General features: G+C 43.5%; 28 protein-coding genes. 8 read left to right on the top strand and 20 right to left on the bottom strand.

Annotated elements, in window-relative coordinates; genetic code table 11:
• Positions 1 to 66 precede the first annotated feature (66 nt).
• The gene (locus tag V1L52_RS11500; protein WP_428769802.1) at positions 67 to 903 is read left to right on the top strand and encodes a class I SAM-dependent methyltransferase; all 837 of its coding nucleotides are present in this window, start codon (positions 67 to 69) and stop codon (positions 901 to 903) included.
• Here V1L52_RS11500 and V1L52_RS11495 read toward each other — a convergent pair.
• Together V1L52_RS11495 and V1L52_RS11490 are read right to left on the bottom strand one after the other, a co-directional pair.
• On the bottom strand, positions 861 to 1493 hold the full coding sequence (locus V1L52_RS11495; RefSeq protein ID WP_428769800.1) for a non-canonical purine NTP pyrophosphatase: 633 nt from the start codon (positions 1491 to 1493) through the stop codon (positions 861 to 863). The genes V1L52_RS11500 and V1L52_RS11495 overlap by 43 nt on opposite strands.
• Before the next feature lie 24 nt (positions 1494 to 1517).
• Positions 1518 to 2390, bottom strand: coding sequence for an NAD(P)-dependent oxidoreductase (locus V1L52_RS11490; protein WP_428769798.1), 873 nt, complete (start codon positions 2388 to 2390; stop codon positions 1518 to 1520).
• A gap of 186 nt (positions 2391 to 2576) precedes the next feature.
• Here V1L52_RS11490 and V1L52_RS11485 point away from each other — a divergent pair, with 186 nt between their 5' ends.
• The 4 genes from V1L52_RS11485 (at position 2577) to leuA (ending at position 7077) form a co-directional block, all read left to right on the top strand.
• Positions 2577 to 2975, top strand: a complete 399-nt coding sequence (locus tag V1L52_RS11485; protein WP_428769796.1) for a hypothetical protein — start codon at positions 2577 to 2579, stop codon at positions 2973 to 2975.
• Between the two features lie 68 nt (positions 2976 to 3043).
• The gene (locus tag V1L52_RS11480; RefSeq protein WP_428769794.1) at positions 3044 to 4027 is read left to right on the top strand and encodes a DHH family phosphoesterase; all 984 of its coding nucleotides are present in this window, start codon (positions 3044 to 3046) and stop codon (positions 4025 to 4027) included.
• A 201-nt stretch (positions 4028 to 4228) separates the two neighbouring features.
• On the top strand, positions 4229 to 5137 hold the full coding sequence (locus V1L52_RS11475) for a hypothetical protein (protein ID WP_428769793.1): 909 nt from the start codon (positions 4229 to 4231) through the stop codon (positions 5135 to 5137).
• 245 nt (positions 5138 to 5382) lie between these two features.
• Complete coding sequence (leuA, locus tag V1L52_RS11470; RefSeq protein ID WP_428769791.1) at positions 5383 to 7077, top strand: 2-isopropylmalate synthase; 1695 nt, start codon at positions 5383 to 5385, stop codon at positions 7075 to 7077.
• Here leuA and V1L52_RS11465 read toward each other — a convergent pair.
• Genes V1L52_RS11465 through V1L52_RS11450 form a run of 4 tightly spaced genes read right to left on the bottom strand, consistent with a single transcriptional unit; the run spans position 7041 to position 11411 of the window.
• Complete coding sequence (locus V1L52_RS11465) at positions 7041 to 7676, bottom strand: 5-formyltetrahydrofolate cyclo-ligase (protein WP_428769789.1); 636 nt, start codon at positions 7674 to 7676, stop codon at positions 7041 to 7043. The two genes, leuA and V1L52_RS11465, sit on opposite strands and share 37 nt — an antisense overlap.
• On the bottom strand, positions 7673 to 8086 hold the full coding sequence (locus V1L52_RS11460) for an ATP-binding protein (RefSeq protein WP_428769787.1): 414 nt from the start codon (positions 8084 to 8086) through the stop codon (positions 7673 to 7675). The genes V1L52_RS11465 and V1L52_RS11460 overlap by 4 nt, the downstream gene beginning before the upstream one ends.
• 6 nt (positions 8087 to 8092) lie before the next feature.
• The gene (locus tag V1L52_RS11455) at positions 8093 to 8449 is read right to left on the bottom strand and encodes a DRTGG domain-containing protein (RefSeq protein WP_428769785.1); all 357 of its coding nucleotides are present in this window, start codon (positions 8447 to 8449) and stop codon (positions 8093 to 8095) included.
• A 55-nt stretch (positions 8450 to 8504) separates the two neighbouring features.
• Complete coding sequence (locus V1L52_RS11450) at positions 8505 to 11411, bottom strand: M16 family metallopeptidase (protein WP_428769783.1); 2907 nt, start codon at positions 11409 to 11411, stop codon at positions 8505 to 8507.
• Positions 11412 to 11539: 128 nt separating this feature from the next.
• On the opposite strand from V1L52_RS11450, the gene V1L52_RS11445 reads away from it, so the two are divergent.
• Positions 11540 to 12751, top strand: a complete 1212-nt coding sequence (locus V1L52_RS11445) for an MFS transporter (RefSeq protein ID WP_428769781.1) — start codon at positions 11540 to 11542, stop codon at positions 12749 to 12751.
• Between the two features lie 165 nt (positions 12752 to 12916).
• Positions 12917 to 14629: an FAD-dependent oxidoreductase gene (locus V1L52_RS11440; RefSeq protein ID WP_428769779.1), complete on the top strand. Its 1713-nt coding sequence runs from the start codon at positions 12917 to 12919 to the stop codon at positions 14627 to 14629.
• 142 nt (positions 14630 to 14771) lie between these two features.
• Here the strand turns inward: V1L52_RS11440 and V1L52_RS11435 are convergent, their stop codons facing one another.
• A complete protein-coding gene (locus V1L52_RS11435; RefSeq protein ID WP_428769777.1) occupies positions 14772 to 16172 on the bottom strand; it encodes an aminopeptidase C in 1401 nt (466 codons plus the stop codon).
• Positions 16173 to 16383: 211 nt separating this feature from the next.
• On the opposite strand from V1L52_RS11435, the gene V1L52_RS11430 reads away from it, so the two are divergent.
• The gene (locus tag V1L52_RS11430) at positions 16384 to 17100 is read left to right on the top strand and encodes an L-2-amino-thiazoline-4-carboxylic acid hydrolase (RefSeq protein WP_428769775.1); all 717 of its coding nucleotides are present in this window, start codon (positions 16384 to 16386) and stop codon (positions 17098 to 17100) included.
• 259 nt (positions 17101 to 17359) lie between these two features.
• On the opposite strand, the gene V1L52_RS11425 is transcribed toward V1L52_RS11430, so the two are convergent.
• The 13 genes from V1L52_RS11425 to V1L52_RS11365 form a co-directional block, all read right to left on the bottom strand.
• Positions 17360 to 18139: an SDR family NAD(P)-dependent oxidoreductase gene (locus V1L52_RS11425; RefSeq protein ID WP_428769773.1), complete on the bottom strand. Its 780-nt coding sequence runs from the start codon at positions 18137 to 18139 to the stop codon at positions 17360 to 17362.
• A 5-nt stretch (positions 18140 to 18144) separates the two neighbouring features.
• Positions 18145 to 18504, bottom strand: a complete 360-nt coding sequence (locus V1L52_RS11420) for a MerR family transcriptional regulator (RefSeq protein ID WP_253692616.1) — start codon at positions 18502 to 18504, stop codon at positions 18145 to 18147.
• A complete protein-coding gene (locus V1L52_RS11415) occupies positions 18494 to 19324 on the bottom strand; it encodes a hypothetical protein (RefSeq protein ID WP_428769770.1) in 831 nt (276 codons plus the stop codon). Before V1L52_RS11415 ends, V1L52_RS11420 begins: the two co-directional genes overlap by 11 nt.
• Before the next feature lie 358 nt (positions 19325 to 19682).
• Positions 19683 to 20189 (bottom strand): HXXEE domain-containing protein, encoded by a 507-nt coding sequence (locus V1L52_RS11410; protein WP_428769768.1) that lies wholly within the window; start codon positions 20187 to 20189, stop codon positions 19683 to 19685.
• A gap of 51 nt (positions 20190 to 20240) precedes the next feature.
• Positions 20241 to 20693: a flavodoxin domain-containing protein gene (locus V1L52_RS11405; RefSeq protein WP_428769766.1), complete on the bottom strand. Its 453-nt coding sequence runs from the start codon at positions 20691 to 20693 to the stop codon at positions 20241 to 20243.
• Between the two features lie 172 nt (positions 20694 to 20865).
• Positions 20866 to 21462 (bottom strand): Swt1 family HEPN domain-containing protein, encoded by a 597-nt coding sequence (locus tag V1L52_RS11400; RefSeq protein WP_428769764.1) that lies wholly within the window; start codon positions 21460 to 21462, stop codon positions 20866 to 20868.
• Positions 21455 to 22078: a DUF5343 domain-containing protein gene (locus tag V1L52_RS11395; RefSeq protein ID WP_428769762.1), complete on the bottom strand. Its 624-nt coding sequence runs from the start codon at positions 22076 to 22078 to the stop codon at positions 21455 to 21457. Before V1L52_RS11395 ends, V1L52_RS11400 begins: the two co-directional genes overlap by 8 nt.
• A gap of 184 nt (positions 22079 to 22262) precedes the next feature.
• A complete protein-coding gene (locus V1L52_RS11390) occupies positions 22263 to 22730 on the bottom strand; it encodes a hypothetical protein (protein ID WP_428769760.1) in 468 nt (155 codons plus the stop codon).
• Between the two features lie 9 nt (positions 22731 to 22739).
• Positions 22740 to 23111 (bottom strand): putative toxin-antitoxin system toxin component, PIN family, encoded by a 372-nt coding sequence (locus V1L52_RS11385; protein ID WP_428769758.1) that lies wholly within the window; start codon positions 23109 to 23111, stop codon positions 22740 to 22742.
• Positions 23111 to 23335 carry a hypothetical protein gene (locus V1L52_RS11380; protein WP_428769756.1) on the bottom strand — a complete coding sequence of 75 codons (225 nt, stop codon included), beginning with the start codon at positions 23333 to 23335 and terminating at the stop codon, positions 23111 to 23113. The genes V1L52_RS11385 and V1L52_RS11380 overlap by 1 nt, the downstream gene beginning before the upstream one ends.
• 93 nt (positions 23336 to 23428) lie before the next feature.
• Positions 23429 to 23560 (bottom strand): hypothetical protein, encoded by a 132-nt coding sequence (locus V1L52_RS11375; protein WP_428769754.1) that lies wholly within the window; start codon positions 23558 to 23560, stop codon positions 23429 to 23431.
• On the bottom strand, positions 23548 to 23886 hold the full coding sequence (locus tag V1L52_RS11370) for a type II toxin-antitoxin system RelE/ParE family toxin (protein ID WP_428769752.1): 339 nt from the start codon (positions 23884 to 23886) through the stop codon (positions 23548 to 23550). The genes V1L52_RS11375 and V1L52_RS11370 overlap by 13 nt, the downstream gene beginning before the upstream one ends.
• A complete protein-coding gene (locus V1L52_RS11365; RefSeq protein WP_428769750.1) occupies positions 23886 to 24131 on the bottom strand; it encodes a type II toxin-antitoxin system prevent-host-death family antitoxin in 246 nt (81 codons plus the stop codon). The genes V1L52_RS11370 and V1L52_RS11365 overlap by 1 nt, the downstream gene beginning before the upstream one ends.
• Positions 24132 to 24207 lie beyond the last annotated feature (76 nt).

Raw genomic sequence — 24207 nt, 5'->3', positions numbered from 1 at the left:
ATCGGACGAGGATAAAAAAAACTTTAACTTTTTATAAAAAAATGTTAGACTGTTTTAGCGAATACAATGGACGAAAATATAAAATACTGTCCCTTTTGCGGGGGCATTGAACTCAAAGAAATACGCTGTGTGTCCAAGCACAAAAAAACGGTTCGGGATAGAACGGCAGCCGTACATGAGCATGAATCCCGCCTGCACGAGCGGTGTTTTATGCACTGTACGGGGAACGGGGGCTGCGGAGGCTTTTTTTTACTGCCGGAATATTTTTTGCCGAAAGCCGAACAAAAAAAGCGCTATCTTTTGCACAACAACAATCTTTCCGACGCGGGATACCGTTCGTTTTTAGAAAACTTTGCCGATACCGCCCTTGTGCATATAAGGGAGCTGCTCGGCCGGCCGCCGCATTCGATTTTTGATTACGGCTGCGGTAACGGTTCTCTGGTTGAGCTTTTACACTCTTATGCATGCGGCGGCCTCTTGCCCGAAAATACCGAGATTCGCGGCCGGGATCCTTTTTTTGCCCCCGATACGCCTTTTTTCGAAGGCGGCGCGGATGCGGTTTTGTGTCTTGAGGTTGCCGAGCATTTTGAAAACCCGCACGAGGGCTTTGCAGGTCTTGCCCGTGCATGCAAAAAGGGCGGCTATGCGGCCGTACAAACGCTTTTTGCGCCTGAAAGCGGCGGTGAAGCAGGGGCTGATACGAGTTCAGGGGCTGAAATCGCCGCCGGCGCGAATGCCCAAGCCGCTGAATCGGCCTTCCGTTCGTGGTGGTATAAAGAAGATACGACCCATGTGAGCTTTTATACCGAAAAAGCGCTTAAAGCATGCGCAGAACGTGCGGGCTTTGAATATTGCGGTACTTATAGTAATTGCAGTATTTTACGCGCCGCCTTTCCGCGGTGAGACATGTTGTTTTTTTCTTCATCGGATAATTCGGCGACGGTTTTTCCGTGTTGGCTTAAAAAGACGATCGGGTCGTAGCCGAAGCCGCCTTTGCCGCGGCTTTGTTCGATATCTTCTATAAGCGTGCCCTCAAACGTTTCCTGCACGCAGTAAAAACGCTCTTTTTCCAAATATAAAACCATTGCACATACATAGCGGCAGCGGCGCAGCTCGCAGGATGTTTGCGCCGCTTTATCTGCCGCTTCATTGACGGCTTGCAAAAGCAGACGGTTTTGCTCTTCCTGCGGAATCTTCGTTCCGTCGGGCCTTCCTTTCGGAAAGGCGCTTCCCGCGTACCGTGCCGAGTAGATACCCGGGGCGCCGCCGAGAATGTCGACGCAAATGCCCGAATCGTCGGCAAGTACCGGTTCTTTGACAATTTCCCACAGGGCGCGCGCTTTTATCAAGGCGTTTTCAAAAAAACCGTTTCCGTTTTCAATCGGGTTAAAGTCGATTCCCTTATCCGAAGGAATTAAAATCGTATGGCCGCGGCAAATTTCCTGCATTTCTTTTTTTTTGTGCAGGTTGCCCGTTGCAAGGTACAGTGTCATAAAAAAAAGTATAGCGTTTTTTTTCTATTTGTACCAGTCTATAATCCGCTGTGTGCCGCTTTCGGCAAAGCCTTTTTGTTCAAGTTCTTCAAACATTGAAAGTACCGTATCCAAAACCGGTAATTTTTTGTTTTGTTCGCTCATAACGCTTTGGGCGATTTTCATATCTTTTATAAAGTGTTTGATAAAAAAACCGGGTGCAAAATCGTTTTGAAGCATTTTGGGCACATTGTAATCCATTTGCCAGCTTCCCGCCGCCCCTTTTGCAATGGCTTGTAAAATAATTTCGGGGTTCAATCCGTTTTGCATGGCGTAACCCATGGCTTCGGCGCAGCCTGCCAAGGTTCCCGCAATGGCGATTTGATTGCATGCTTTACAATGCTGACCGCTTCCGGCAGGTCCTATATGCGTAATTGTTTTTCCCATAATTTGAAAGAGGGGCAACAGTTCCGCAAAGTCTTCTTTGTCGGCACCGACCATTATCGAAAGGGTTGCATTTTGCGCTCCCGTGTCACCTCCGGAAACGGGGGCATCGGCAACGCGGAATTTTTTATGCGCAAATTCTGCAGAATGTGCGGTATCGTACAAGCGCTTTGCCAAAACGGGGGAGGATGTGGTCATATCGACTAAAAAAGCTCCCGTTCCGGCATGGCGGAAAATGCCTTTTTCTCCCAAATATACCTGCTCGACATCGGAAGGAGCGCCGACAATCGTAAACACCGCCTGCGCCCCTTGTACGCATTCGGCTATTGTTGCGGCGGGTTCTATGCCGTACTTTTTTAAGGCTTCACATTTTGCCGGGCTGCGGTTGTATATTTTTACCTTGTGTCCCGCCTGTACCAGATGACGCGCCATTGAAGAGCCCATAACGCCGGCTCCTATCCATGCTATATTCATATTCTGCTTGTATTCCTTCTGTAAACATCATAGCATGAACAAGCGGAAAACTGCAAGGCGAATGTTCTCAACGGTTAAAATCATTCCGGTACACAAATAGCAATAAAAAATGCCGTTTTTAAATATCCCCCCTTGTAAAAAATCCCAATGCCTTGTATTATAGAACAAACCCGCGAGGAGGATAAAATGAAAAAGACAATCTTATTGACGGCGATTTTTCTCGTATGTGCCGCCTTACTGTTCGGCGCGGAAGGAGTCGATAATTCCGTTATTTACCGCAATATAAAGGTCTATAAGGTTTATGCTCATCCCGATGCATATATTATTATGTACTATACAAACAGTATGGACTTGGGACAAGTTACCGTTCCTACCGAATGGTTTAAATCGGGAAGCGGAAAGGGCGTACTCAATACATACCGGACTCCCGTTACTCCCTATATGACTTTGCAGTATACGGACGGTGCCTTTTCAAAGATTGTTTTAAATATGCCCTTAAGCAGGACGGATATGGCTTGGGAAACCTTGAACCAAACCACCGATGTGGGGGCGGCCAAGCAAAAAGATACTTTAAAGCTCGAGTAGGAGAGTTGTTGGGGGCTGTAAAAAAGCATTGCTTTTTATGCGGCCCTTTCTTATATAAAAAGGTTTTTATGCTTTCCATACCCGATACCCGATTTAAGCTTTTTTATGATTTTATATCGGAACACGATGCCTTTGTTATAGCCGGACATAAAGAACCCGACGGCGACTGTGTTTCAAGTTCTCTCGGCTTGGCCCGTATTTTAAAAAAATTCGGAAAACCCTGTCAGGTGCTTTCAGCCGGGCCGTTTAAACGAACGGAAATAAAAAAATACGAAAAGCTTTTTTTTACCCAATACAAACCCCTGTGTACAAATCCTGAAAAAACCGGTTTGTTTATTGTCGATTGTTCGGAGATGTTCAGGCTGGGAGAAGTTATAGAAAAGCAGGTAAGCGGCTTTAAAAGCTTTATAATCGATCATCACAAAACATCGCTTCCGTCAAGCGATTTATGCATTATAAATCCCAAGGCTCCGGCAACCGCATTTTTAATTCAGCAATTATATGAACATTTTTTCGGTGAACCCGATAAAGAACTTGCGGAATTGCTTTTTTTCGGTTTGGGAACGGATACGGGCTTTTTCCGTTTTTTGGACAGCGGAAGTTCGGAGGTTTTTTATGCGGCCGGCCGCTTGGTTAAAGCGGGAACGGATCCCCGCCGCACCTATGCGGAGATGACAGGCAGTAAACCTCTTGCAACCCGTAAACTCTTGGCTCTTGTGCTGGACAGGATAAGCGTTCATTGCGGCGGAAAGCTGCTGGTAACCTACGAAACGCTTGAAGATACGAAAAAATACGGCAGGGACGGACGGGATACCGATATTTTGTACCAAATCCTTTTGGCAACCGAAAACGTATGCGCCGTTGCGGTATTCCGCCAGGAAAATGAAAACAGCTGTACGGTCGGGTTCCGCTCAAAGGGTGAAATCGATGTAAGCGCCGTTGCCGCCCGCTTCGGAGGCGGAGGACATAAAAACGCTTCCGGCTTAAGTATTGAAGGCGTACTTGACGATATTATTCCAAAAATAATCGGGGAATTTGAAAAAAATATTTAAAATCCCTGTTTTATACCGGATTTTTATAAATAATTCTTTTTATATCTATAAAAAAATACTCCGCATATATATCTCTTCCTTTTACCTTCTTTTTTACTAATTATCGGTAATACAATAAAATCCGTTTTGATGCTTTTTTGTTCGGTTTTGGCACGGATTTTGCATATAGAGTATCGCCGATACAGGACGAGGAGGTTCAAAATGATAAAAGAAATGAACGGAATCTATAATGCGATTGTGCAAAAGCGTATTTCTTTGGATGAGGGTGTAAGACAAATGATTATATACATCTATGTTCATCCGCGGGTTTTCGGTTTAGTGCATATCGATCCCGATGTGAAAAGCAATATAATAGTCAAACTGCTTGAATGCCTGCCGACATATATTGCAAATTATTCGAATACAAAGGCTTTTTTTTCGACCTATATCTGCTCCATTGTATTAAACCTTTTAAAGTCCGAATATAAGGAGTTTTATCGGCAAAGGGCTCATGAATCTTCAATTGTCTATTATCTGAGCGAAAAATATCAAGCGGATGAGGAGTGTTCGCTGCGGGAGGGCCTGTATGCGGATGCGGTTGAAGACAGCGGGGTTTCGTATTTGAATGACAGTTATACCGGCACCTCCTATAAAAAAACTGCGGCGGAAAAAAAGTTGAATTCGACCCATATGCTTATTTTGGCATTAAAAGCTTGTTATTTTTTAACGGAATCTCAGATTTGCCGGTTATCGAAAATGACCGGATATACCGAAGAGGAGATTTATGAATATAAGCGTAAACTTGAACACTGTATGCAGCAACGATTAAAGCGCTATAAAGAAAATCAATATAGGCTGAATAATTATTACATGATGAAAAACCGCTGTTTTTTGCAGCTTATGACCATGCCGCCCGAATCCGCTCTTTTTAATAAGCTTTCGAAACTCTACGGTTATTATACCCAAAGCTGGCGTACAAAATTAAGATTGTCTCATCGGCGAGGGAGGCTGCGTCCGACAAACGATGAAATTGCGCGAGTCCTGCATATACAGGCCTATCAGGTGAGCCACGCGCTGCGCTATGTACGCTTTGTGGGGAAAAAATATAGTGTGCGCGAATCCGTCCCTTGACAGATTTGTATTTTTTTGCTAGGTTTCGCTTATGAATATACATACGCACTTGCTTCTACGCTCATTCTTCTCTGTATGCCGAAAATGCACGGGCTTTGTATAATTATTGTAACGGTAATTGTAAGCCTGCTGCCTTTCGGCGGCAGGCTTTTTTTTATTTAAAGGGATTGTGTAAAAAAACGTTCGGTTTGAGACAAAACCTTTATTGCGCTGCGGCTGCGATGCCGTAAATCTGAGGAGGAATAATGGCTAAGTATGTACCCTTCGGAACGATTCCGATTAAAAATCGTCTATGGCCGGATAAGGTGATTGATAAGGCTCCTTCATGGGTATCGGTCGATTTACGTGACGGAAACCAGGCATTGCCGGTGCCTATGAACATCGAGCAAAAGCTTGAATTTTTTAAGCTGCTGGTAAAAACCGGTTTTAAAGAGATTGAAGTGGGATTTCCGGCCGCCTCGGATACCGAATACCGTTTTTTACGCCGTCTTATAGAAGACAATCTTATTCCCGATGACGTGCGTATACAGGTATTGTGTCAGGCACGAGAACATTTGATTCGAAAAACTTTTGAATGTCTGCGCGGCGTAAAAAGGGCGGTGTTTCATATATACAATTCGACGTCGCCTGCACAGCGTAAATATACGTTCAATATGGAAAAACAAGATATTGTGCGCATCGCCTGCGAGGGGGTGCGCTGTGTTCAAAAATATCTGTCGTCCGTGCCGGGAAGCGATATTCGACTTGAATATTCTCCTGAAAGTTTTTCGAATACCGAAATCGATTTTGCGGTGGAAATCTGCGAAGCGGTAAAAAAAGAATGGGCAAAAACCGGAAGCGGTAAAATCATCTTTAATTTGCCGACAACTGTTGAATGTGCAGTGCCGAGTGTGTATGCGGATCAAATTGAATATTTTTGTACCCATATAAGTCAAAGGGATTCGGTTATTGTCAGCGTTCACAATCACAATGACAGGGGAACCGCCGTCGCTTCGGCCGAACTTGCCCTTATGGCGGGAGCCGAACGCGTTGAAGGTACCCTCTTCGGAAACGGGGAACGGACGGGCAATCTCGATATTATTACCCTTGCGCTGAATATGTATGTACAGGGGGTGAATCCTCAGCTGGATTTTTCAAACATCAATGCCTTATCGCAAGCCTATCAGCGCTTAACGGGAATGAGCGTGCATCCGCGGCATCCTTATGCGGGCGAATTGGTATTTACCGCCTTCAGCGGTTCTCATCAGGATGCAATAAAAAAGGGTTTGCAGGCGCGGCAAAAGGCCCGTTTTGCCGGAACGGAAGAACCCTTGTGGGATATTCCGTATTTACCGATAGACCCGCACGACATAGGGCGCGAATATGAGGAAATTATCAGGGTAAACAGTCAAAGCGGCAAGGGAGGTGCTGCGTGGATTTTGGAAGAACACTACGGTATTGCCGTTCCGAAGGCGATGCAGGTTCCGGTCGGTGCCTTTATTACCGGAGAAGCGGATAAAAAGCAGCGTGAGTTAAGTCCCTCCGAAATATACGCTTTGTTTGCCGAACGCTGGTTGTTTAAAACCGAACCGCTTGAGCTGCTTGATTTTACCGAAAGCCGCGCCGAAGGAAACGCAGCCGAAACCGTGGCCTGCCGCGTACGGATACGCTGGGAGGGCTCGGTGTATGAGCTTAGCGCCGCGGGAAACGGCCCCCTTGACGCCTTTACCCGCGCTTTGGCGCAAAGTCCGGTTCCGCGTTTTACGATAAAAGCCTTTCATGAACATGCACTCGGTTCGGGCTCGGGAACGGATGCGGTTGCCTATATCGAAACCGAATTTGAAAACGGCGAGTCGCGCTGGGGCTGCGGAAAAAGTCCGCACATAGGGCAGGCGGGTATTTATGCGGCGGTGAGCGCAATTAATCAGCTGAAAGCGGATGAGTCCGACACGGATGCATAAGCCGTTTTTTCAATCCGCCTTTCGCTCATAATAAAATCGACGCGCATATCGTGTGCTTCCGCAGGAACTTTCGGTACGATTTGAATGCTGCGGCAAAGACCGACAAGGGTGATGTTTTTATCCCGCGTCCCGCCGCAAAAATCGGCAAAATAACGGTCGTAATAGCCCTTGCCGCGCCCGAGACGAAATCCCTGTCTGTCAAATGCAAGGCCGGGGACAAAGACCAAAAGAGGCAGGTTTTTTTTCGAGGGAACAAAGAGCGGGCAGGCAGGAAGCGGTTCCGCAATGCCGAAAACACCGCTTTGCGTTTGTTTGCTTAGGGGAAGAGAAGGGTCGAGGATAAAAAAATCCATCTCTTTTCCGCTTACCCTGGGAAGGGCGGTTATTTTATTATCTGCCAGGCACAGTTCTATAAGCTTTCGCGCCGGAGCTTCTTCGGGAAGGGAGGCGTATAGAAAAACGGAACGTGCGTTTTGATAGGCTTCAAAATGTGCAAGTTCTTTATACTGTTCGCAAAAAGAATTTTCGGCGGGGGCAAAAGTTTTGAGCAGCTGTGAGATGTAACGACGTAATGCTTTTTTTTCGGATACAATGTTCATATATAGCGTATCCTCATCGTAACCGTTGTGCCCTTTCCTGCGCCGGTTTCTATATGCAGGCAGTCGGTGTTTTTTTTAATGTTTGACAATCCCATGCCCGCCCCGTAGCCCAATTCAAGGCTTGTACCGCTTGCAGTGGAAAAGCCTTCTTTCATAGCTGCTTCCAAGTCAGGAATTCCCGGGCCGTCATCCTTCATAACGATGATAATTTCCGTATCCGTAATTTCAACTTCAGCCGTACCTCCTCCGCCGTGTACAATCATATTTATTTCAGCTTCATACATGGCAATTGCGGTACGGCGTATATGCTCCGGATTGATATGCAGGGATTTTAATACTTTTTTTATTTCCGTTGAAGCATAACCGGCTTTTTCCGGGTCTTCTGCAGAAATATCAAAACGGTATTTCATATACAATCAAATGTTACGTACTCCGCCTCCGGTAAGACCGGCCGCATAGAGTTTGCCGCAGGCGATAAACATGGGCAGTTTTGTCGTAAGCAAAACGATGTCCTGTTCTTCGGCCATTGCTATCATTTCATCGGAAGGTTTTTTGCCGCGGACAAAGCAGATGCAGCCTATGTCCATCAAGCCTGCGGTTCTGATAACCTGAACATTTATAAGACCTGTTAAAAGGAGTACCTGTTCTTTTACAAAGGCCATAACGTCGCTCATTAAGTCGGAACCGCAAGCCGAAAACACTTCTCTGTTTTTATGTTCCGCTTTACACAGAATTTCGGCGTCCAGAATATCCGCTATCGAATCTATTGTCATACGTGTATTTTAGCACGGTTTTATACGGGGCGCAACTTTTTTATTGTCCGCGTCTTTATTCCGGCGTGTCTGCCGAAAAAATCCAAAATAAGGCTGCGTTTTGAATGTATGTCTGAAAAACCCGGATGAATTCTTCTTTCTCCGCCTTATTAAGAATCAGCAGGCGTTCTACATAGTGTGCCGCATTTGCGTTGTACTCAATACCTCTTTGCATAAGAAGGACTCTTCGTTCTATAGTACTCAGCGAAAAAAACATGTTTTGGGTGTAGCGGCTTTTTATGTCCGGAGTATATACGTCTGTCGATTCTTTCGTCTTACTTTTTCCCGTAAGGGAGCCCGTAAGGGCCGATATCGTTTCCGATACTGCCGCCTTAAAGGCTTTTTTTACGCCCTTTTTGCTTTTTACCTTTGAAAAGTTTAAAGATGCAAGCGGAAAGCCTTCTATATCGCTTATCGCCGATACGCTTGAAGCGGGGGACGCCGGCACTCCTTTGTTTTGCGGATTTTTTTCAAATTCGGCTGTCATGCGGTAGGCAATTTCATCCAAGAGGGCGGCAAAAATAACTTCATCGCGCGATGAGGGAAGCGGGCTTTTCAAATAAAGCCGGGCAGGGTCGGCAAAGTCGGTTGTGGGAATCAGTTTTGCCGGGCGCTCTCCTGCACGATCTGCGGGAATGTCGGTAAAAAAGAGGCGGCGAAGGCGCACCAAGCGTTCCCCTTCGCTGAATGCGGGAACGGGCGGCCGTACTTTTTCTTCCCGGTCTTCTTTCAGGCTTTTTGCTTCGGTATAGAATGAAGATTTTTTTCCGAAGTGCAGTTCGCTTATTTTTTTTATATCGGTTTCCGCCCCGGTGCAAAAAATCAGGCTGAAATCGTCCGGCTTATAAAGGGATAAGCAGGCATCGTGAATTTCGGCATAGGTTACGGATGGAGGAGTGTCGCCCGAAACTTTGAAAAAGGGTTCGGCATCGCTTCCTCCGAAAAAGGTTTCCAAAGCCGCTTCTTTTAGCTGACTGTCCGCCGATGCGCTCGCTGTGCGCCGTTTATAAGCTTCGGCAAAATACAATTCGTCGGCCGCAGCCGGAGAAAGTGCTTTTTCTTTAAATGAGGCGGCAAGAACGCCCGATACCGTTTCAATATCCTTTGAAGCGCAGGATACCGAAATACGGCCGGAAAAAAGGCCTGCTTCCGTTTGTACTTCGGGCAAAAAACCGAGTTCGCCTTTTTCGTAGAGGGAGTACAAGGCGGATTCGGCAATTCGTGCAAGGTTTAAAAGGGCTATGCTTTCAAGTCCTTTTTTGGAATACCCGTGTTTTAATTCGCCTCCTTTTATGTTCAGCATACAAACCGTCCATTCGGTATTCGGCAGCCTTTGTATGCTTACGGGAATACCGGAAGAAAGGGTAAAGTTTTCGATGCTGTTTTTTGTGTAGGTTCCGTAATCTTCCAAGGCCGTTTGAATGTTTTCCGGTTCAACTGCCTGCGGCTTTTCATTCGTGTCAGTCGGGGATTTGACTTGCCGTTCCGGCTTTACAAGGCGGCGGCCGTTTTTTGCCAAATCTTTTTCATACAGCTTATATTGGGACGAATGGACAATTAAAAAAGTCCATGGAGAGCCGAAGACGTTTTGTACGTCCTGAAGGCTTATATGTTCGACTGCAAGGGGCCATTCATAAAAATACTCGATGCCCCCGTATGCCCAGTTTTCACTCAGAGCATCGATAAAGGGGTGTACTCCTTTAAAAGCTTCCTGTTGTAAGAGGCGGGCGTATTTTTTTGCCGCTTCAAGGTCGGCTTGAGTTATATGTTGTACCTGTTCTCTTATCCGTTCGGCCAGCTTGTTCAATGAATCAACGGGATTGTCCTGTTTTGCATTTGTACCTGCGGGAAAGAGGGTTTGAATACTCAGTCTGCCGCCCTCCGGGTCGGCCGTAAAGGATATGTCGATGTTTTCCGTTTCGCGCTTTGACTGTAAAACGGATGCCGCCGCCCAAGCCGCTGCGGAAAAAGTTTCCGCCGTTTCTATAAGGCCGGCAGGACGGACAGGTTCTGCACCTTCTTTTTTTGCGCGGGACGTTTTTACTGTTTGTGCAGTATACTGAATGAGGACTTGATTCAATTCTTTTGAAAAGTCCTTAGATACAAGTACAAAATGCCTCGTATCGCTTTCTTTTTTTTTCCGGACCTTTTCTTCGGCTAAAGGAGGCGGCGAATACGAACGTTCCCAGTCGGAAAGTTCATTTTTTACGATTTTGAGAACCGATTCCGTCTTGACAGGACCGCTTATAAACAGGGCGCTTTGATTCGGAACATAGCGTTTTTTTTGAATATACGAAAGTTTTGCGCGGATTTGCTCCGTGTTCATTTCCGTAAAGAGGGCGGGATATACGCCCGAATCTTTTTTCCACGGAGCGGCGGCAAAGACTCTGTCGTGAACGGCCGTGTTTATAAAGCCGCCGGGACTTTGAGACCAGTCAAGGCTTTCTTTTTTTAAGGCGGAAAATTCCGCCTGTACGGCTTTGTCGGAAAAGGACGGATTTTTAAGCGAATGTGCAAGGAGGCCGAATGTTTTTTCAAAATTCTGGACTGCGGCGGTAAAGGAATAACGTGCCTGGTGAGCCGCGCATTCGGCTTTGAAATTGCCTGCTCCGGCTTTTTTATAGGCATCGAGGCCGGTTCCGCTGTGCCAAAAGAGGCGGCTGTAGAGGCGGTAAAAGCCCGTTGTTTCCTGCTCCTGATACGAGATGCCCGCGCGCGCAGTGTAGGCGATTTTTACTACGGGTACGGAAAAATCTTCCTGCACATAGAGTTCAAGGCCGTTTTCCAGGGTATAGGCATAAAAACCTTCGGGAAGGCTTCGCTCGGGAGAATCCGTTTGTGCGCCGAGGCCGGGAGGAAACCACAGAAATGAGAACAAAAAAAGGCGAAAAAAAAGCCGTACAAACAGGCGGTGTATGTGCATAGCTTATTATAGCACAGATGAGCTTTTACCGAAAGACGGCGGGCGAATACGTGATTGACAAAAAGGTTAGGGAAAGGTAAAGTTTGGGCAGCGGAATGCGGATGCCGGAGAGTACTGCGGGGGCATAAATGACTATGATTCGCCGTTTTTCCCTGTACGGCTTTTTGAAAAACTTCGATTTTTCCGAACCCTTTATTATTTTGTTTTATCTTTCGCTGGGCTTAAGCTATGTTCAAATCGGGGTGTTGACGGCCTTTTTGCATATTGTTATCAATATAACCGAAATACCGAGCGGAGCCTTTGCCGATTTATACGGAAAAAAAACGGCTATGCTGGTGTCGCTTTCATCCTATATTGCAGCCTTTGCTTTTTTTTCGCTTGCCCGCTCCTTTGCGCTTTTGATTCCCGCAGTCTTTTTTTATGCGGTAGGCGATTCGTTCAGGACGGGAACGCATAAGGCAATCATCTTCGATTGGCTTAAAATGCAGGACCGCCTTGATGAAAAAACGCGGGTTTACGGTTATACACGTTCATGGTCGAATTACGGGAGCGCTTTTTCGGTGATTATCGCGGCCTTCATCGTCGCCTTTACCGACAATTACCGCTTTGTGTTTGTGTTTTCACTGATTCCCGCCGTTGTAGGCTTGTGGAATATGTTCCGTTATCCCGATGAACTGAACTGTTGCTCGCAAAATCGTCCGGGACTTGGAGAGGTGTTTCGGCACAGTGTGCAGACTGTTAAGAGCGCTTTTACCGATAAGGATATACGGCATCTTATTATACAAAATACCGGCTTTGAAGGCTGTTTTAACGTATCGAAAGACTTTTTGCAGCCGCTCTTAAAAGCACAGGCTGCTCTGGCTGCGGCCGCTTTTTCGGTTTCGGATAAAAATGCCCTTGCGCTCATTGTCGCTTCGGTTTATTTTGTGCTGTATATATTGTCGGCCCTTTCCTCGCGCAAATCCCATAGCGTTGCATCCCTGTTTAAATCCGAAAAAAGCGCACTTATTTTTTTGCTCTTTATAAGTGCGGCTCTGTTGAATCTTTCCTGCTTTGCCGTTTATTTTAAACTTTTTTACCTTGCCATAGGCGTTTTTATGCTTTTATTTATAGTAAAAAATATCTGGGTACCGATTAATATTGCCCAATATGATAATTATTCAACCTCCTCCGATCAAGCAACGATTTTATCGATTGCCTCTCAGGCAAAGGCTGTAGGCATAAGTGTGCTTGCGCCTCTTGCCGGTTTGTGCGCCGACCGTTTCGGCATTTATGCCGCCCTGCTTTTTTTAAGCATCGTTTTAGGGGCGACGGCAGTCTATTCGCTTTACAGACGTTAAAATCGTATTGTCTTTGATTATGCCTGCCGCAATTCGAGCTTCGGTTCTTTAAATATTGACTTTTGATTTGAAACCCGATAGAATTTTAACCGATTAATTAAAGCGATACGAAGCTGCTCCAAACTTAAAATAATTTTTTTTATTTCGTATCGCATAGGAGTTTTTATGAAAAAAATCGTAGTAGCCGTTTTTGCCGCCCTCTTGGTATTTTCAGGGTGCGCGGCGGGAAAATCGAACCCGAACAAAAAAGTGAGCGGCACTTTCCGCGGAACGGCGCAGGGAATGCGTGCCCCGATTGTCGTCGATGTAACGGTTGAAAAAGGAGAAATAAAATCCGTAACCGTTGTACAAAACGAAGACAGTCCCGTAATCAGCGATGTTGCCGTCAACTCTGTTCCGCAAAGAATCTGTGCTCAGCAAAATATCGAAGTCGACAAAGTAAGCGGCGCAACGATAACGAGCTTTGCAATAAAAACGGCCGTTGCAAACGCATTGACCGAAGCCGGTGCGGTGCTCGATCCGTATAAAAAAGGAAGCGATGCGGTTAAAAAAACGGAAAAAAGCGCGGCTGAAAGCGTTGACGTTGCCATTGTCGGAGGCGGCCTTGCCGGCGTGAGCGCCGCAATCGAGTTTGCACGCAACAGCAATTTATCCGTCGTTGTGTTGGAAAAAGAAGCGTATACGGGCGGTTCGGCGCGCGTGTGCGGCGGCGGTATGTGGGTTGTCAATTCGGAAATGAACAAAAAGGTAAAGCTTGACAGCACTAAAGAAGAGCTGATTGCTTTTTACGAAAAACGCAGCAAGGGCGCCCCGGTAAACAAAAAATTGATTGCCGCTATTTACGATAAATCGGCCGGCGTGTTCGATTATTTCCTTGAAGGCGGACTTCCCGTCTCCGAAGAGCGCTGGTATTTGGCGCACCCCGACAGTAAACTGCCCGTTCTTGAATCACGCCATGAGGGAAGATATGCGTGGAGAGTCGGAGAAAGTCAAATGTTCGATGCGGTTGAAAAAATAGCCGAAGGTTTGGGAGTTAAAATCCGTTTAAACAGCAAGGTAACCGAACTTATTACGGAAAACGGCGCCGTTACGGGAGTAAAGGTTGAAGACGAAACTTCAAAATACACGTTGAATGCCAAAAAAGTGATTTTAGCTTCCGGCGGTTTTTCGCGCAACCCGGAACTCGTAAAAAAATATGCGCCCGACTATACAAAGGCCATTCCCTTTACCTGTGCCGGCAGCACCGGAGACGGTTTTATGTTGACTGAAAAGCTCGGCGTTCAAATTGTCGGAAGCGGCATGATGGGAATCCGCGGAACAACACCTTTTTACGGTTATTACGGCCGTATCGGAAACCTTGTATTCAGTGCAAAAACCGTTGTAAACAAAGAAGGTAAAGATTTCGGCTTGAAAAAAGCCTTTTATGCCGACGGGTTAAAATTGATTTTGGACCAAACCGATTCGATGGGTATAAGTATCTATGACGAAACAAACGCAAAATTGGCCGACCGTTTGGAAGAAGCCGTAGCTGCCGGAGTTGCAAAAAAAGCCGACACGCTTGAAGCTTTAGCCGCTTCTTACGGTATCAATGAGGCGGAGTTCAAACGCACTGCCGAAGCAAACGGCATTAAAAACGGACCCTTTTACGGCCTTGTTACCAATCCCGTGTTAATCGGTTCCATTCCCGGCATAAAGGTCGACGAGAACTGCCGCGTATTGAATGCAGAAGATAAAGCCATACAGAATCTGTTTGCCTGCGGCGAATTGATTTTCGGAAACGTTTTTTCAGGTGCCTATGCTTCTTCGGGAAGCGGAGTCGGTATCAGTGCCTATACGGGTGCGATTGCAGCCGATGCGGTAATAGAAGAACTTAAATAAAACAGGACTGCCGGAGCCGATACGTTTCGGCAGTCTTTTTGTTTACTGTTCGGCCAAGCGCGCATGGCCTTTAAATCGCCGGCGCCCAAGGCCTTTAGAGCGCAAGCGCCCAAAACCTTTAAACCGCGGGCGTGCAAGACCTTTAAATCGCCAGGCTGCCCATCGGATCCCAGGGGGCGAGTTCAATCGGCTTTTGTTCAAGCATATCGCGCTGTTTTTTTGTTAAATACTTTTTATTTATAACAACCTGATAGGTAAACTCGCTGAACCATTCGTCGCTCATTACCCAATAACCTTCTTTACCGACATCCTTACCCCAGCTGTTTTCAACACGCCAGCGGTTGGGCTTTCCGTCGTCTGCGATATTTACGCCCGTAAAGGTCATCGCGTGGGTCATCAGGCTTTCGCGGTAATCAAGGCGCTGTTCTTTTGTAAGCGGGAATACGGTATCGAATAAAAGGTCGGGACGCACCGCCTTTATCGACAAGAGGCCTTCGGTTTTTAAAAACCATTGCTGAACATCGCTTCCGAACCACACCGATTCTCCTGCCGAAAGCTGAGCGCATGCGGCCTTTTTTAACTCATCGATAGGAAGGTTTAAATACCGAACGGGTTTTCCGCCGGCAATATTTCCCAGAAAACGGACGGTGTAGGTTTTATAAAAGGGCTTGTCCTTGGTCGGCGCATTGATGAGGCTTACGTAATCGTCGAGCTTCATCCCCACATATTTTTTGAAAAACTCCTGCGGAGTGGATGTGATACGGATAAACTTGTCGTCTTTGTCGCGGGTTTCCCATGTAAAAGCGGCCGGCGGTTTTCCCAGCGATATGCACAAGATACGGTAGATTTCGTTCATCATGCCGTTTTTCAAAAGACGCAGTTCGGCGGCGCTTTTGCCTTGTGCGTGTTCACCTCGTAAACGCATCGCACCTTCGCGCAGTTTTAAAGTTATGTATTTTGTTAAATCCTTTGTCGCCGAAGAATCGAAACTTTCGGGCATTGCTTCCTGCGGAATAACGCCGTATTTTTGTACCAAATCGGCAAACATATCCCACTGGCCGCCGTCGGCAACGGGGTCTGCCAAAAGGTGGTGCATGATTCTTCCTTCAAGCGGTTCGTCGAGGGTGGATAGAATATTCTCCAAAAACCAGTTCGATTTTTCCAGTTTATCCCAAAACAGAGGATAGCTTTGTGAAAGCTCCATGTTTTTTAATTTGAGCTTTTTCATTACCCGCTGCCGCATTGTATTCAGCGCCGCAAACATCCAGCAGCGCCCCGACTGTTTTTGATTCGTTACTTCTCCGGCATCCAACGAAACCGAAAAATTATTCTGACAAAAGCGTGTTTCTTCATAATCGATACAGCTTGCACCGATACCGTTTTTTACCGCCGCATTCATCGCCGATGCATAAGTGCTTTTGCAGCTAAAATCCTGTTCGAATTGTGTAAGCATAGCGGCCGTAAGACTCTGCGAAAGTTCGGCCGGTACGGCTGCCGGGACCCGCGCCGGTTTTTCATTTTTCTTTTTGTGTTCTGTACTCATGCGCTTTATAATAGTGAGCGGCCGTATAATGGTCAATACATTCAATTTGTATAATTTTTCGGAAAAAGTCTTAAAAAAAATGCAAACCTATGCAAATTTAAAAAAGTATGTTAGAATTAACATAATCGGTTTGAGCTTAAACGCCGCAGGCATTAAAGAGGTTGACTGTTTTCCGGAGTTTCAAGAATAATTTATATCAGAGGAGGGACGTATGCACCCGTACTATAAAAAAAGCGAACAAAAGCTGAAAAAAGAGGCAAACGCTTATTTGAAATTGATTGCCGGCGAAATCGAAAGAATATTTCAAAAACCCTATAAGAAAGCTTTCGAAGAGATATGGCGGATTTACTCGGCCGACCTTATGGAAAAGTTTCCGTACATCGGCGGCAGTAGGGTGAGCGGCACTTCCAACCTTACGGGGGCCTATGTTTTTGTAGCCTTCGGCGAAGCGGCTAAAAAACACGGCCTTGATTTGGACGAGTGGGGACAGTTGACCACAATTTGTTTTGAAAAATATTTTGACGCTATGCCCGCCCTTGTTAAGAATCTGAAAATTGCCGTATTCAAGCGCCCGAAACTCGTAAATAAAATGCTCAAAAAAAAGGATGCGCAAAATCGCAAAAACGCTTTGAAAAATCCGGGCAGCTTTGAAACGCTCACCCAAGAACCGACGGCGGAGTTCCCCATCAATTTTCACACCCTCGTGTGCCCCTTGTATAATTTCGCAAAAGCAAACGGCTATATGGACTACATGCCCTACTTGTGCAATTTGGATTACGTTATGTTCGGAAAAATGGGAGTATCGCTGTACCGTGAAAACACTTGCGCTTGCGGAGACGGCTATTGCGACTTTAAAATGAAAAAGAACGCACCGATTCCCGCCTTTTGGCCTCCCCATATTTTGGATAAAAACGACCCGTTAAAGTAAAATAAAAAGGCGTGCAAGCGGATAATTGGTAATTGATAACAGGCTGTGCGGGGAGGGAAGGGCATTGTTCCAATTCGTCAAGATTGATGTTTATGCCGGTGCTGATTTTATGGTATACCTTTACAATTAAAGCAGTCCCCATGAGGTTGTTAAGACCGTAGTTTTTATTCTTTATAGTAAAAAGCATCTCCTTCATAGTCCGATGCGGAAATTTCTTTTTTGATAGTATCTCCGTATTACGCATTAAACCCCATCAACACTACACCTTTTGCAAAGTCTGCGGTTTTTGGACATAGGGAAAACGGTAATCGGATAGGCTGAACTCAAAGGTTTCTCTGTTTACTATGCCGAGCGGTTTGTCGCTTTCGTACAGCTGCATAAGAAAGTCCACCGCCTGAGCGCACGAGTGGTAGGTTCCGAATGCTTTGTTGTAATCATAGTTTGTGATGTCATTGGCGATATTGCCGAAGTTCGTTTTTGTTGCGGCGGGGGCAAAAACCTTTGCCTGCATTTTCGCGCCCGCTGCGGATAACTCCCGGCTTAAGCCTTCGGTAAAGGCGGCGGCAAAAAATTTCGTTGCGCAATAGCTAACCGCAGACGGGACAATCGTATACCCGCCGACGGACGACACGTTGATAAGCTGCGTATTTTCTTTATTTGCAAAATCCCGCACATACAAAGCCGAAAAAAGCGCAACCGCTTCTACATTGAGCTTCAACATATCTTCCAGCTTTGCAAGGTTTTGATTTTCCACACTGCAATAATCGCCGAAGCCTGCATTGTTGATCCATGTTTCGATATCCAGCTCCTTTACCGAATTGTATAGGGCATAGATATTTTCTTTTTCGGTAAGGTCGTACATCTTAATAATGATCTCCGCCGAAGCATTGCCGGCTCCGGCAATTTCGGTTTTCAACTTTTCAAGTTTCTCTTTAGTGCGTGCAACCGCAATGATGTTTTTCCCGCGCTGCGCAAACCGCTTTGCCGCTTCGTATCCGATACCTGAACTTGCACCGGTGATAACTACGTATTTTTTCATCTTTTTTACCTCTTTAGAGTTAATTTTTTATAGTATTCGATTTTTTCGCGGATTTTTGCTAAGCCGCGGGTTTTGGTTTCAAGTTCCGCTAAAAGGCGCTTTTCGTGTTCTTGGAGCATTTTAAGCCGCTCGGGTGCGGTGCTCTCTCCCTTTTCACGAAGTTCGGCAAACTCGGCTATCTGCGCTATGGGCATACCGGTTGCTTTTAAGCGGAATACAAATTCCATCCAAGCGATATCCGTCTCCGTAAATTCCCGATACCCGTTTTTTCTTCTGCGAATGGGTTTTAACACGCCTATTCTTTCATAATAGCGGAGCGCCGAATCGCTTACGCCGAGTTTAGAGGCAAATTCTTTAATCGTCATGGCTGTTCCCTTCAAAGGTAATTTTATAGAGCGAATTATCTCCCCACGCTGCGATGTACAGTTCTTTTGAATCGGCTGCGGCGATGAGGCCGACGGGAGAAATAGGTTTATCGGTAAGCTGTTCGGTTTTTCCGTCCGTAAGCGAAATGCGGTAGAGCCCCTTGCCGCCGTAATCGACGGTCAAAACGGAATCAGGCTGAAACGGATCGGGAATGAGTCCCGCTGCGGGCGCATTCAGCGTTTTACTCAAAACGGTGAGCTCGGCATTTTTTGCTTGGTAGAGGTAGATTGTTCCGGTGATGTCGTTAATGACATAGCGGTCTTTGCCCGCCTGAATAGCCGCAACCGGAGTGCTCAAGCCCTTATCGGCAAGTACCGAGATTTTTCCTTCCGGCGATACGGAAAGAACTCTGCTTTTTCCCCGCTCGGCGACAAGCAGGTTTCCGTTATCATCAAAGGTTATACCGGCAACAACACTGAGCCCTGAAATAAAAGTGCTTTTTTTACCGTTTTGCACTTTGTAGATTACGCCCCCGCTGTAGGTTGCTATGTATAAAGCGTCCTTGGTGTCGATTGCAAGACCGGAAGGAGAAGGAATATCTTTTATAACCGTTTCAATTTTTCCCGAGCGGTAGCGGTCAATTCGCCCTGCACTCCAGTTTGCAATGTACAAATAGCCCTTGTTGTCAAAAGCCATTCCGACAGGGGCGGAAAGAGATGAAACTAATTTTTTTATTTCGATATGCTCTTTTGCAAAAAGATTACAGTTTGCCAAAACCGCCGTACCGATTAAAAAAATACCCATGTGAATTTTATTCATATAAGTTCTCCTATAAAAACTTTTTGCAAGGATTATTAAATCCTGAAAAAAGTTTTTTCAAGCGGTTTATTTATAAACCGCATACAATAACCGATGTTTTGTGCTTTGCACAAAACTCGAAGATAAACAGTGAGGCAGAATTTCTGCCGAGCTGTTTATCATGCCTCCTATAAAAACTTTTTAATAATATAAACCTTGCAGTTAGGTTCAAGGCAAGAGGTTTTTGGAAAATATTTTGTAGAAGAGAGGGGAATTTTTGAAAGGCTTCTATACTTTATAAAAGAGCGGTTCTAATTCTGAATACATATATTTCGGATTAGATTAAATAAATTCTTACAAATTTTCACCGATTATGTTATCAGCTAAACTTATCCTCTAATTTTCCCATTAACCAATGTATGAAAACGAGATTTCCTATCATTATAATGCAGCTCAATATTGAATAAAAAATTATTCTTGAAAAGATAAATTGATTCCATATATTTACCAATATAGCTATGGATATTGGGGTACATATTAAGCTTGTAGCCAATGAAGGGATATATCTTTTTATAAATAGTGCCTGAAAAATATGAACAATCATATGTAAAACAAAGGCGATAAAACATCCGAGCCATAAATAATACCAATTAGTCAAAAAAGAAATAATACAGATAATCAGAATAAGTATATATTCTTCCGCAACGCCGAATGCAAATGCCGCCGTTGAGATTTTTTTCATGTGATTAATAACAGGTATAAATCTTGAAGGTAGTATTGCTTGCAGATAGTTTTCGTTTTTTTGAATCCAATATTTAATGAAAATAATTTCTTCAAAATCGTGAAGTATAAAGAGTAAGGGAAAAGACCATATAATGATGTGCATGTCATTCATAATAGTTCGTTACTTTATTAAATTGAAAAAATTTGATATTCTTTAATCTATTCCAAGATTTTTTATAAATGCAACGGCATTCTCAATATCTTTAGTATTGGGATGTCCTTTGGCTAGACCGCCGAAGAATTTAAATAAGCCGTAGGTATCGAAGCCCTTACATTCAAAAGCTCCTAAAACTTCAAAGCCTTTGTCCTGTAAATAAGAAAAGAATTTTTTTGCATATCGTCCTTTTCCAATTCCGCTGGTACAAAGTACAAAAGTTTTCTTAGGTATATCTGCTTCGTGTTTTTCTAAAAATTTATAAATTGATTGATGGAATTTCCCCATATATATTCCTGAGCCAAAACCTATTGTTTTGTATCTTGAAAAATCTATTTCTTTTATTTTATTAATATTGATGATATCGATTTCTATCTCTTTTGAAATTTCTGTTAGCAATTTTTCTGTGTTTTTATGATGGATCGAAGCGTAGATGATGGCGGTTTTGTTCACAATTATCTCCTGAAATTAAAATTTATTTTATCTCTACTGATTAGAATGGTTAATATCATTTTTTAAGATGTTTTGACTTTTTCTGACAAATGTTGTTATTATGCGGTTTAATATATGGTTAGGATATAATATTACTTGTATACTATGAATATATAAAAAGAGTTGTTATAAGCTATTCCATTAATCTAAACCAATCGCGAACGGTGAGTTTTAATCTTAGAACTTCATCTTCTGCAAGCATACTACAATGTGCAATAGGCCCTCGTAGGTTATTTAAGGCTGTCATAACTTTTTCAAGAGCTTTTTTACTTGATAAAAGGCTTCCAAAAATATCCCAATTTGTTGTAATGATTTGTGAAAGCTCCCCAAATGTAGTATAATCTAATTCTTCTTCTGAACGACGAGTCATCCCCATATCAATTTCTCTCTGAATTCTTTGCCTAACATCATTTTTTATGTTATCTGGTATTCTTTTTGATGTCCACCAATTTTCAGTGTTTTCAGAAGCTTCGATTGTTTGTGAAACAATTTCCCTAATAGATTTCTCTAAACAATAAAAAAGTTCATAATATTGACTCATTGTCTTAGCATCTTCTCTTATTGCCTCACGAAACTGAGGATAATATGATTGTTTTATTTCCTCTTTTTCATTATTCTCTATTCCTAATTTTATACTGAATTTATCCTGTATATTTTTTAAGTCTGCTATAACCATTGTATTTGACATTCCAAAAGCCATGATTTTTTGTTCAATAGTTTTCTTATTCATTTGAAAGTAGATTCTCCTTCAAACTTTTAAAGATCGCATTAAATACAGATTGATCCGTCGTGTTAGGTAAATTCAAATTAATTGTATATGATAAGTTTAATCCAATTTTTTCTTGATGTGGAAAACTGGGTTGAGGGAGTGGTATTTGGAGTTCTTTTGGTTCAACACTGATATCAGAATCAATATTATCCTCAAATAGAGCAAAAGTCTTCAAATTTTTTAGAGTATTGCTTATTAACTTTATGGATGCATTATCTTTATCTAAACCTGTAACTTGAATAATTAAATCCTTTAATTCTGTATCATTTAATTTATGAAAATATTCATTTGCTTCAAGTAATGGCCTATATCCTTTTTTTATAGCTTCAGCTATTGCAATTCCACCATTTGAGTTATTTCGAAACTGTCTATATAAATCTGTAGGAGAACCATCACTTGATACGAGACCTATTTTTTTTAGATATGGAATGATTGCATTTCCCGTACCGCCTTTTATTTGTAAAATAGTATTAACAAAATCTGTAGTCACTCTATCAGGTGTTGAAGCGGTCTTTATTCTTTCAAGGCAAGTAATAATTGATCCTGGCGCTGCTAAATATGGTAAATTTACATTCACTTAATTTCTCCTTTATAATTTATTTGTGTAAATCATCACTTTTGTCATTATATCCAAATCAATAACTTTTTCCAACCGATTAGTCTCTCTTTTAGACATTTTTATCAGTATTTGTATAATAATTTATCAGTAAAACCGTCATAATCTTCAAGCACGAAAAGCCCCTTCTCTGAAAGACACCGGTTTAAAATTCCGGAATAACCCCTTCATAGTTATGAGCCTTCTCAATTAACGGCCCCTTTGCACCCATCGTAAATGCAATATTGCTGCTGCGGATAGCAAGCAGGTACATGCCGGGTTTGATGTCAAGAAAGTCCATCATCTTTTTTGTCAAGCGAATGATTCCGGTTTCGGATATATCGAGCCAACAGTAGAAACGCCCTTTGTATTTGATAAACTCACCGCAGCTGCAAGTGTAGTTTTGCAAATTCGGGTTATCGGTTAAAATGTGTCCGAGTGTTGAAGGCTCAAGCAAGCCTTTTCGGGTGATACAAAAGCCTCCGGTTTTTTTGCTTCCCGTAAAAAGGTATATTTTTGTATCGGCGGTGATGTCGTATTCTTCCACCGCCTGAGTAGGAAGCTGAACTGTTCCGTCTTGTTTTATCAGCGATTTTCCGAAAATAAACTTTCCGCCTTTGGTCATCTGCGGCATACCGTATCCTTATCGATGTCTTTGAATAAAATACCGATAAAGTCTCTGCGTGAATACAAAATCCTTATCTCCGGTTAGAATGATATCTGCATTATTAAAAAGAGCATCGCTTAATACAGGGATATCCTTTTTATCGCGGATTATATCATATTGCTTATCGGTACTTGAACAAAATATAAACGGTAAGCTGCGATATAGGGAATAAATTTTATCCGCTTTTGAGCTCCATTTTTCTTCGAGCTTTGCTTTAAATTCGCTGTCCACGTATTCTGAAATGAGTAGGTCATAATCACCGTCAAAAAGCATCTCTAAAAGATTACCTGTCCTTCCTGCAAATACAAATGCGGAAACAAGAACATTCGTATCTAAAAAAATTCTCATTATGCTAACCGTGAACGGCGGAAAGCCGCCATATCCGATAACATTTCCTCTTCAGAAATCCAGCCTTTATTATCGGTAAACATTTCCTGTATCTGCCGGATGGTTGCTTTGGTGTTTTTTTTTCGAGAACTGACAAGAAACTCAACATATTTTATCACGGAACTATAATCTTCCTCTGTGAGAGTTTTCATCATTTGTGTAAGTTCGGAAGCTGCAACTGTCATTTCATACCTCCTGCATTATTCATAGTCTACATATTTTATCATAGTTTTTCCAAAAAAAATAGTCGGTAAGATTGAGGTTTCTGTAAATAAGGATTAAAGGTATATTTTTGTATCGGCGGTAATGTTATATTCTTCCACCGTCTGAGTAGGAAGCTGAACTGTTCCGTCTTGTTTTATCAGCGATTTTCCGAAAATAAACTTTCCGCCCTTGGTCATGTGCGGCATACCGTATCCTTATCGATGTCTTTGAATAAAATACGGATAAAGTCGCTGCGTGAATACAAAATTCTTATAACGCGTATACTGTTATTTTCGATGCGATAGAAAACAGAATAATTATCGGCAAGTATGAACCTGTACTCTGTCGGAAATGAAACATATTTCTGTACAGGCATTCCTTTGTCAGAAAAATGTGCAAGATTTTCATACGTTTCAATAATTTTATTCACCGTATTTTGGGCTGCAATAGGATTTTTAAGTTCATCCGATATGTATGATTTTATATCCTGCAAATCCTCTACGGCTTGCGGTGTAAGCTGCACTTTATACATTAAAAACCGACCATACTCCTCACATCTTTTGCATCAATCCAGCCGTCTCTTACAGCGGACTCTTCTCCTTTTTGTAATTCCGAAAAGAGTGTTTTTGTTGCAGTCAATTTTTCATAATCTTTAATTGAAAGAACTGCATAACAGCCGCGTCCATTCTTTGTAAGAAAGACGGGAGAATCTTCCCGTACATCTTGTAAAACTTCGTTATAGTTTCTTAAATCGGAAACAGGTTTTATTGAAATCATGTTTACCTCATAATTATTCGTAATATATATCGAATAAATTATCGCATATTAAGCCGGTAAAATCAAGATGACAGGA

This window comes from Treponema sp. HNW, assembly GCF_050320395.1.
In the GTDB taxonomy this organism is placed as follows: domain Bacteria; phylum Spirochaetota; class Spirochaetia; order Treponematales; family Treponemataceae; genus Treponema_C.
Note: the sequence above shows the minus strand (reverse complement) of the source record. Positions and strands in the feature narration are given on the sequence as shown.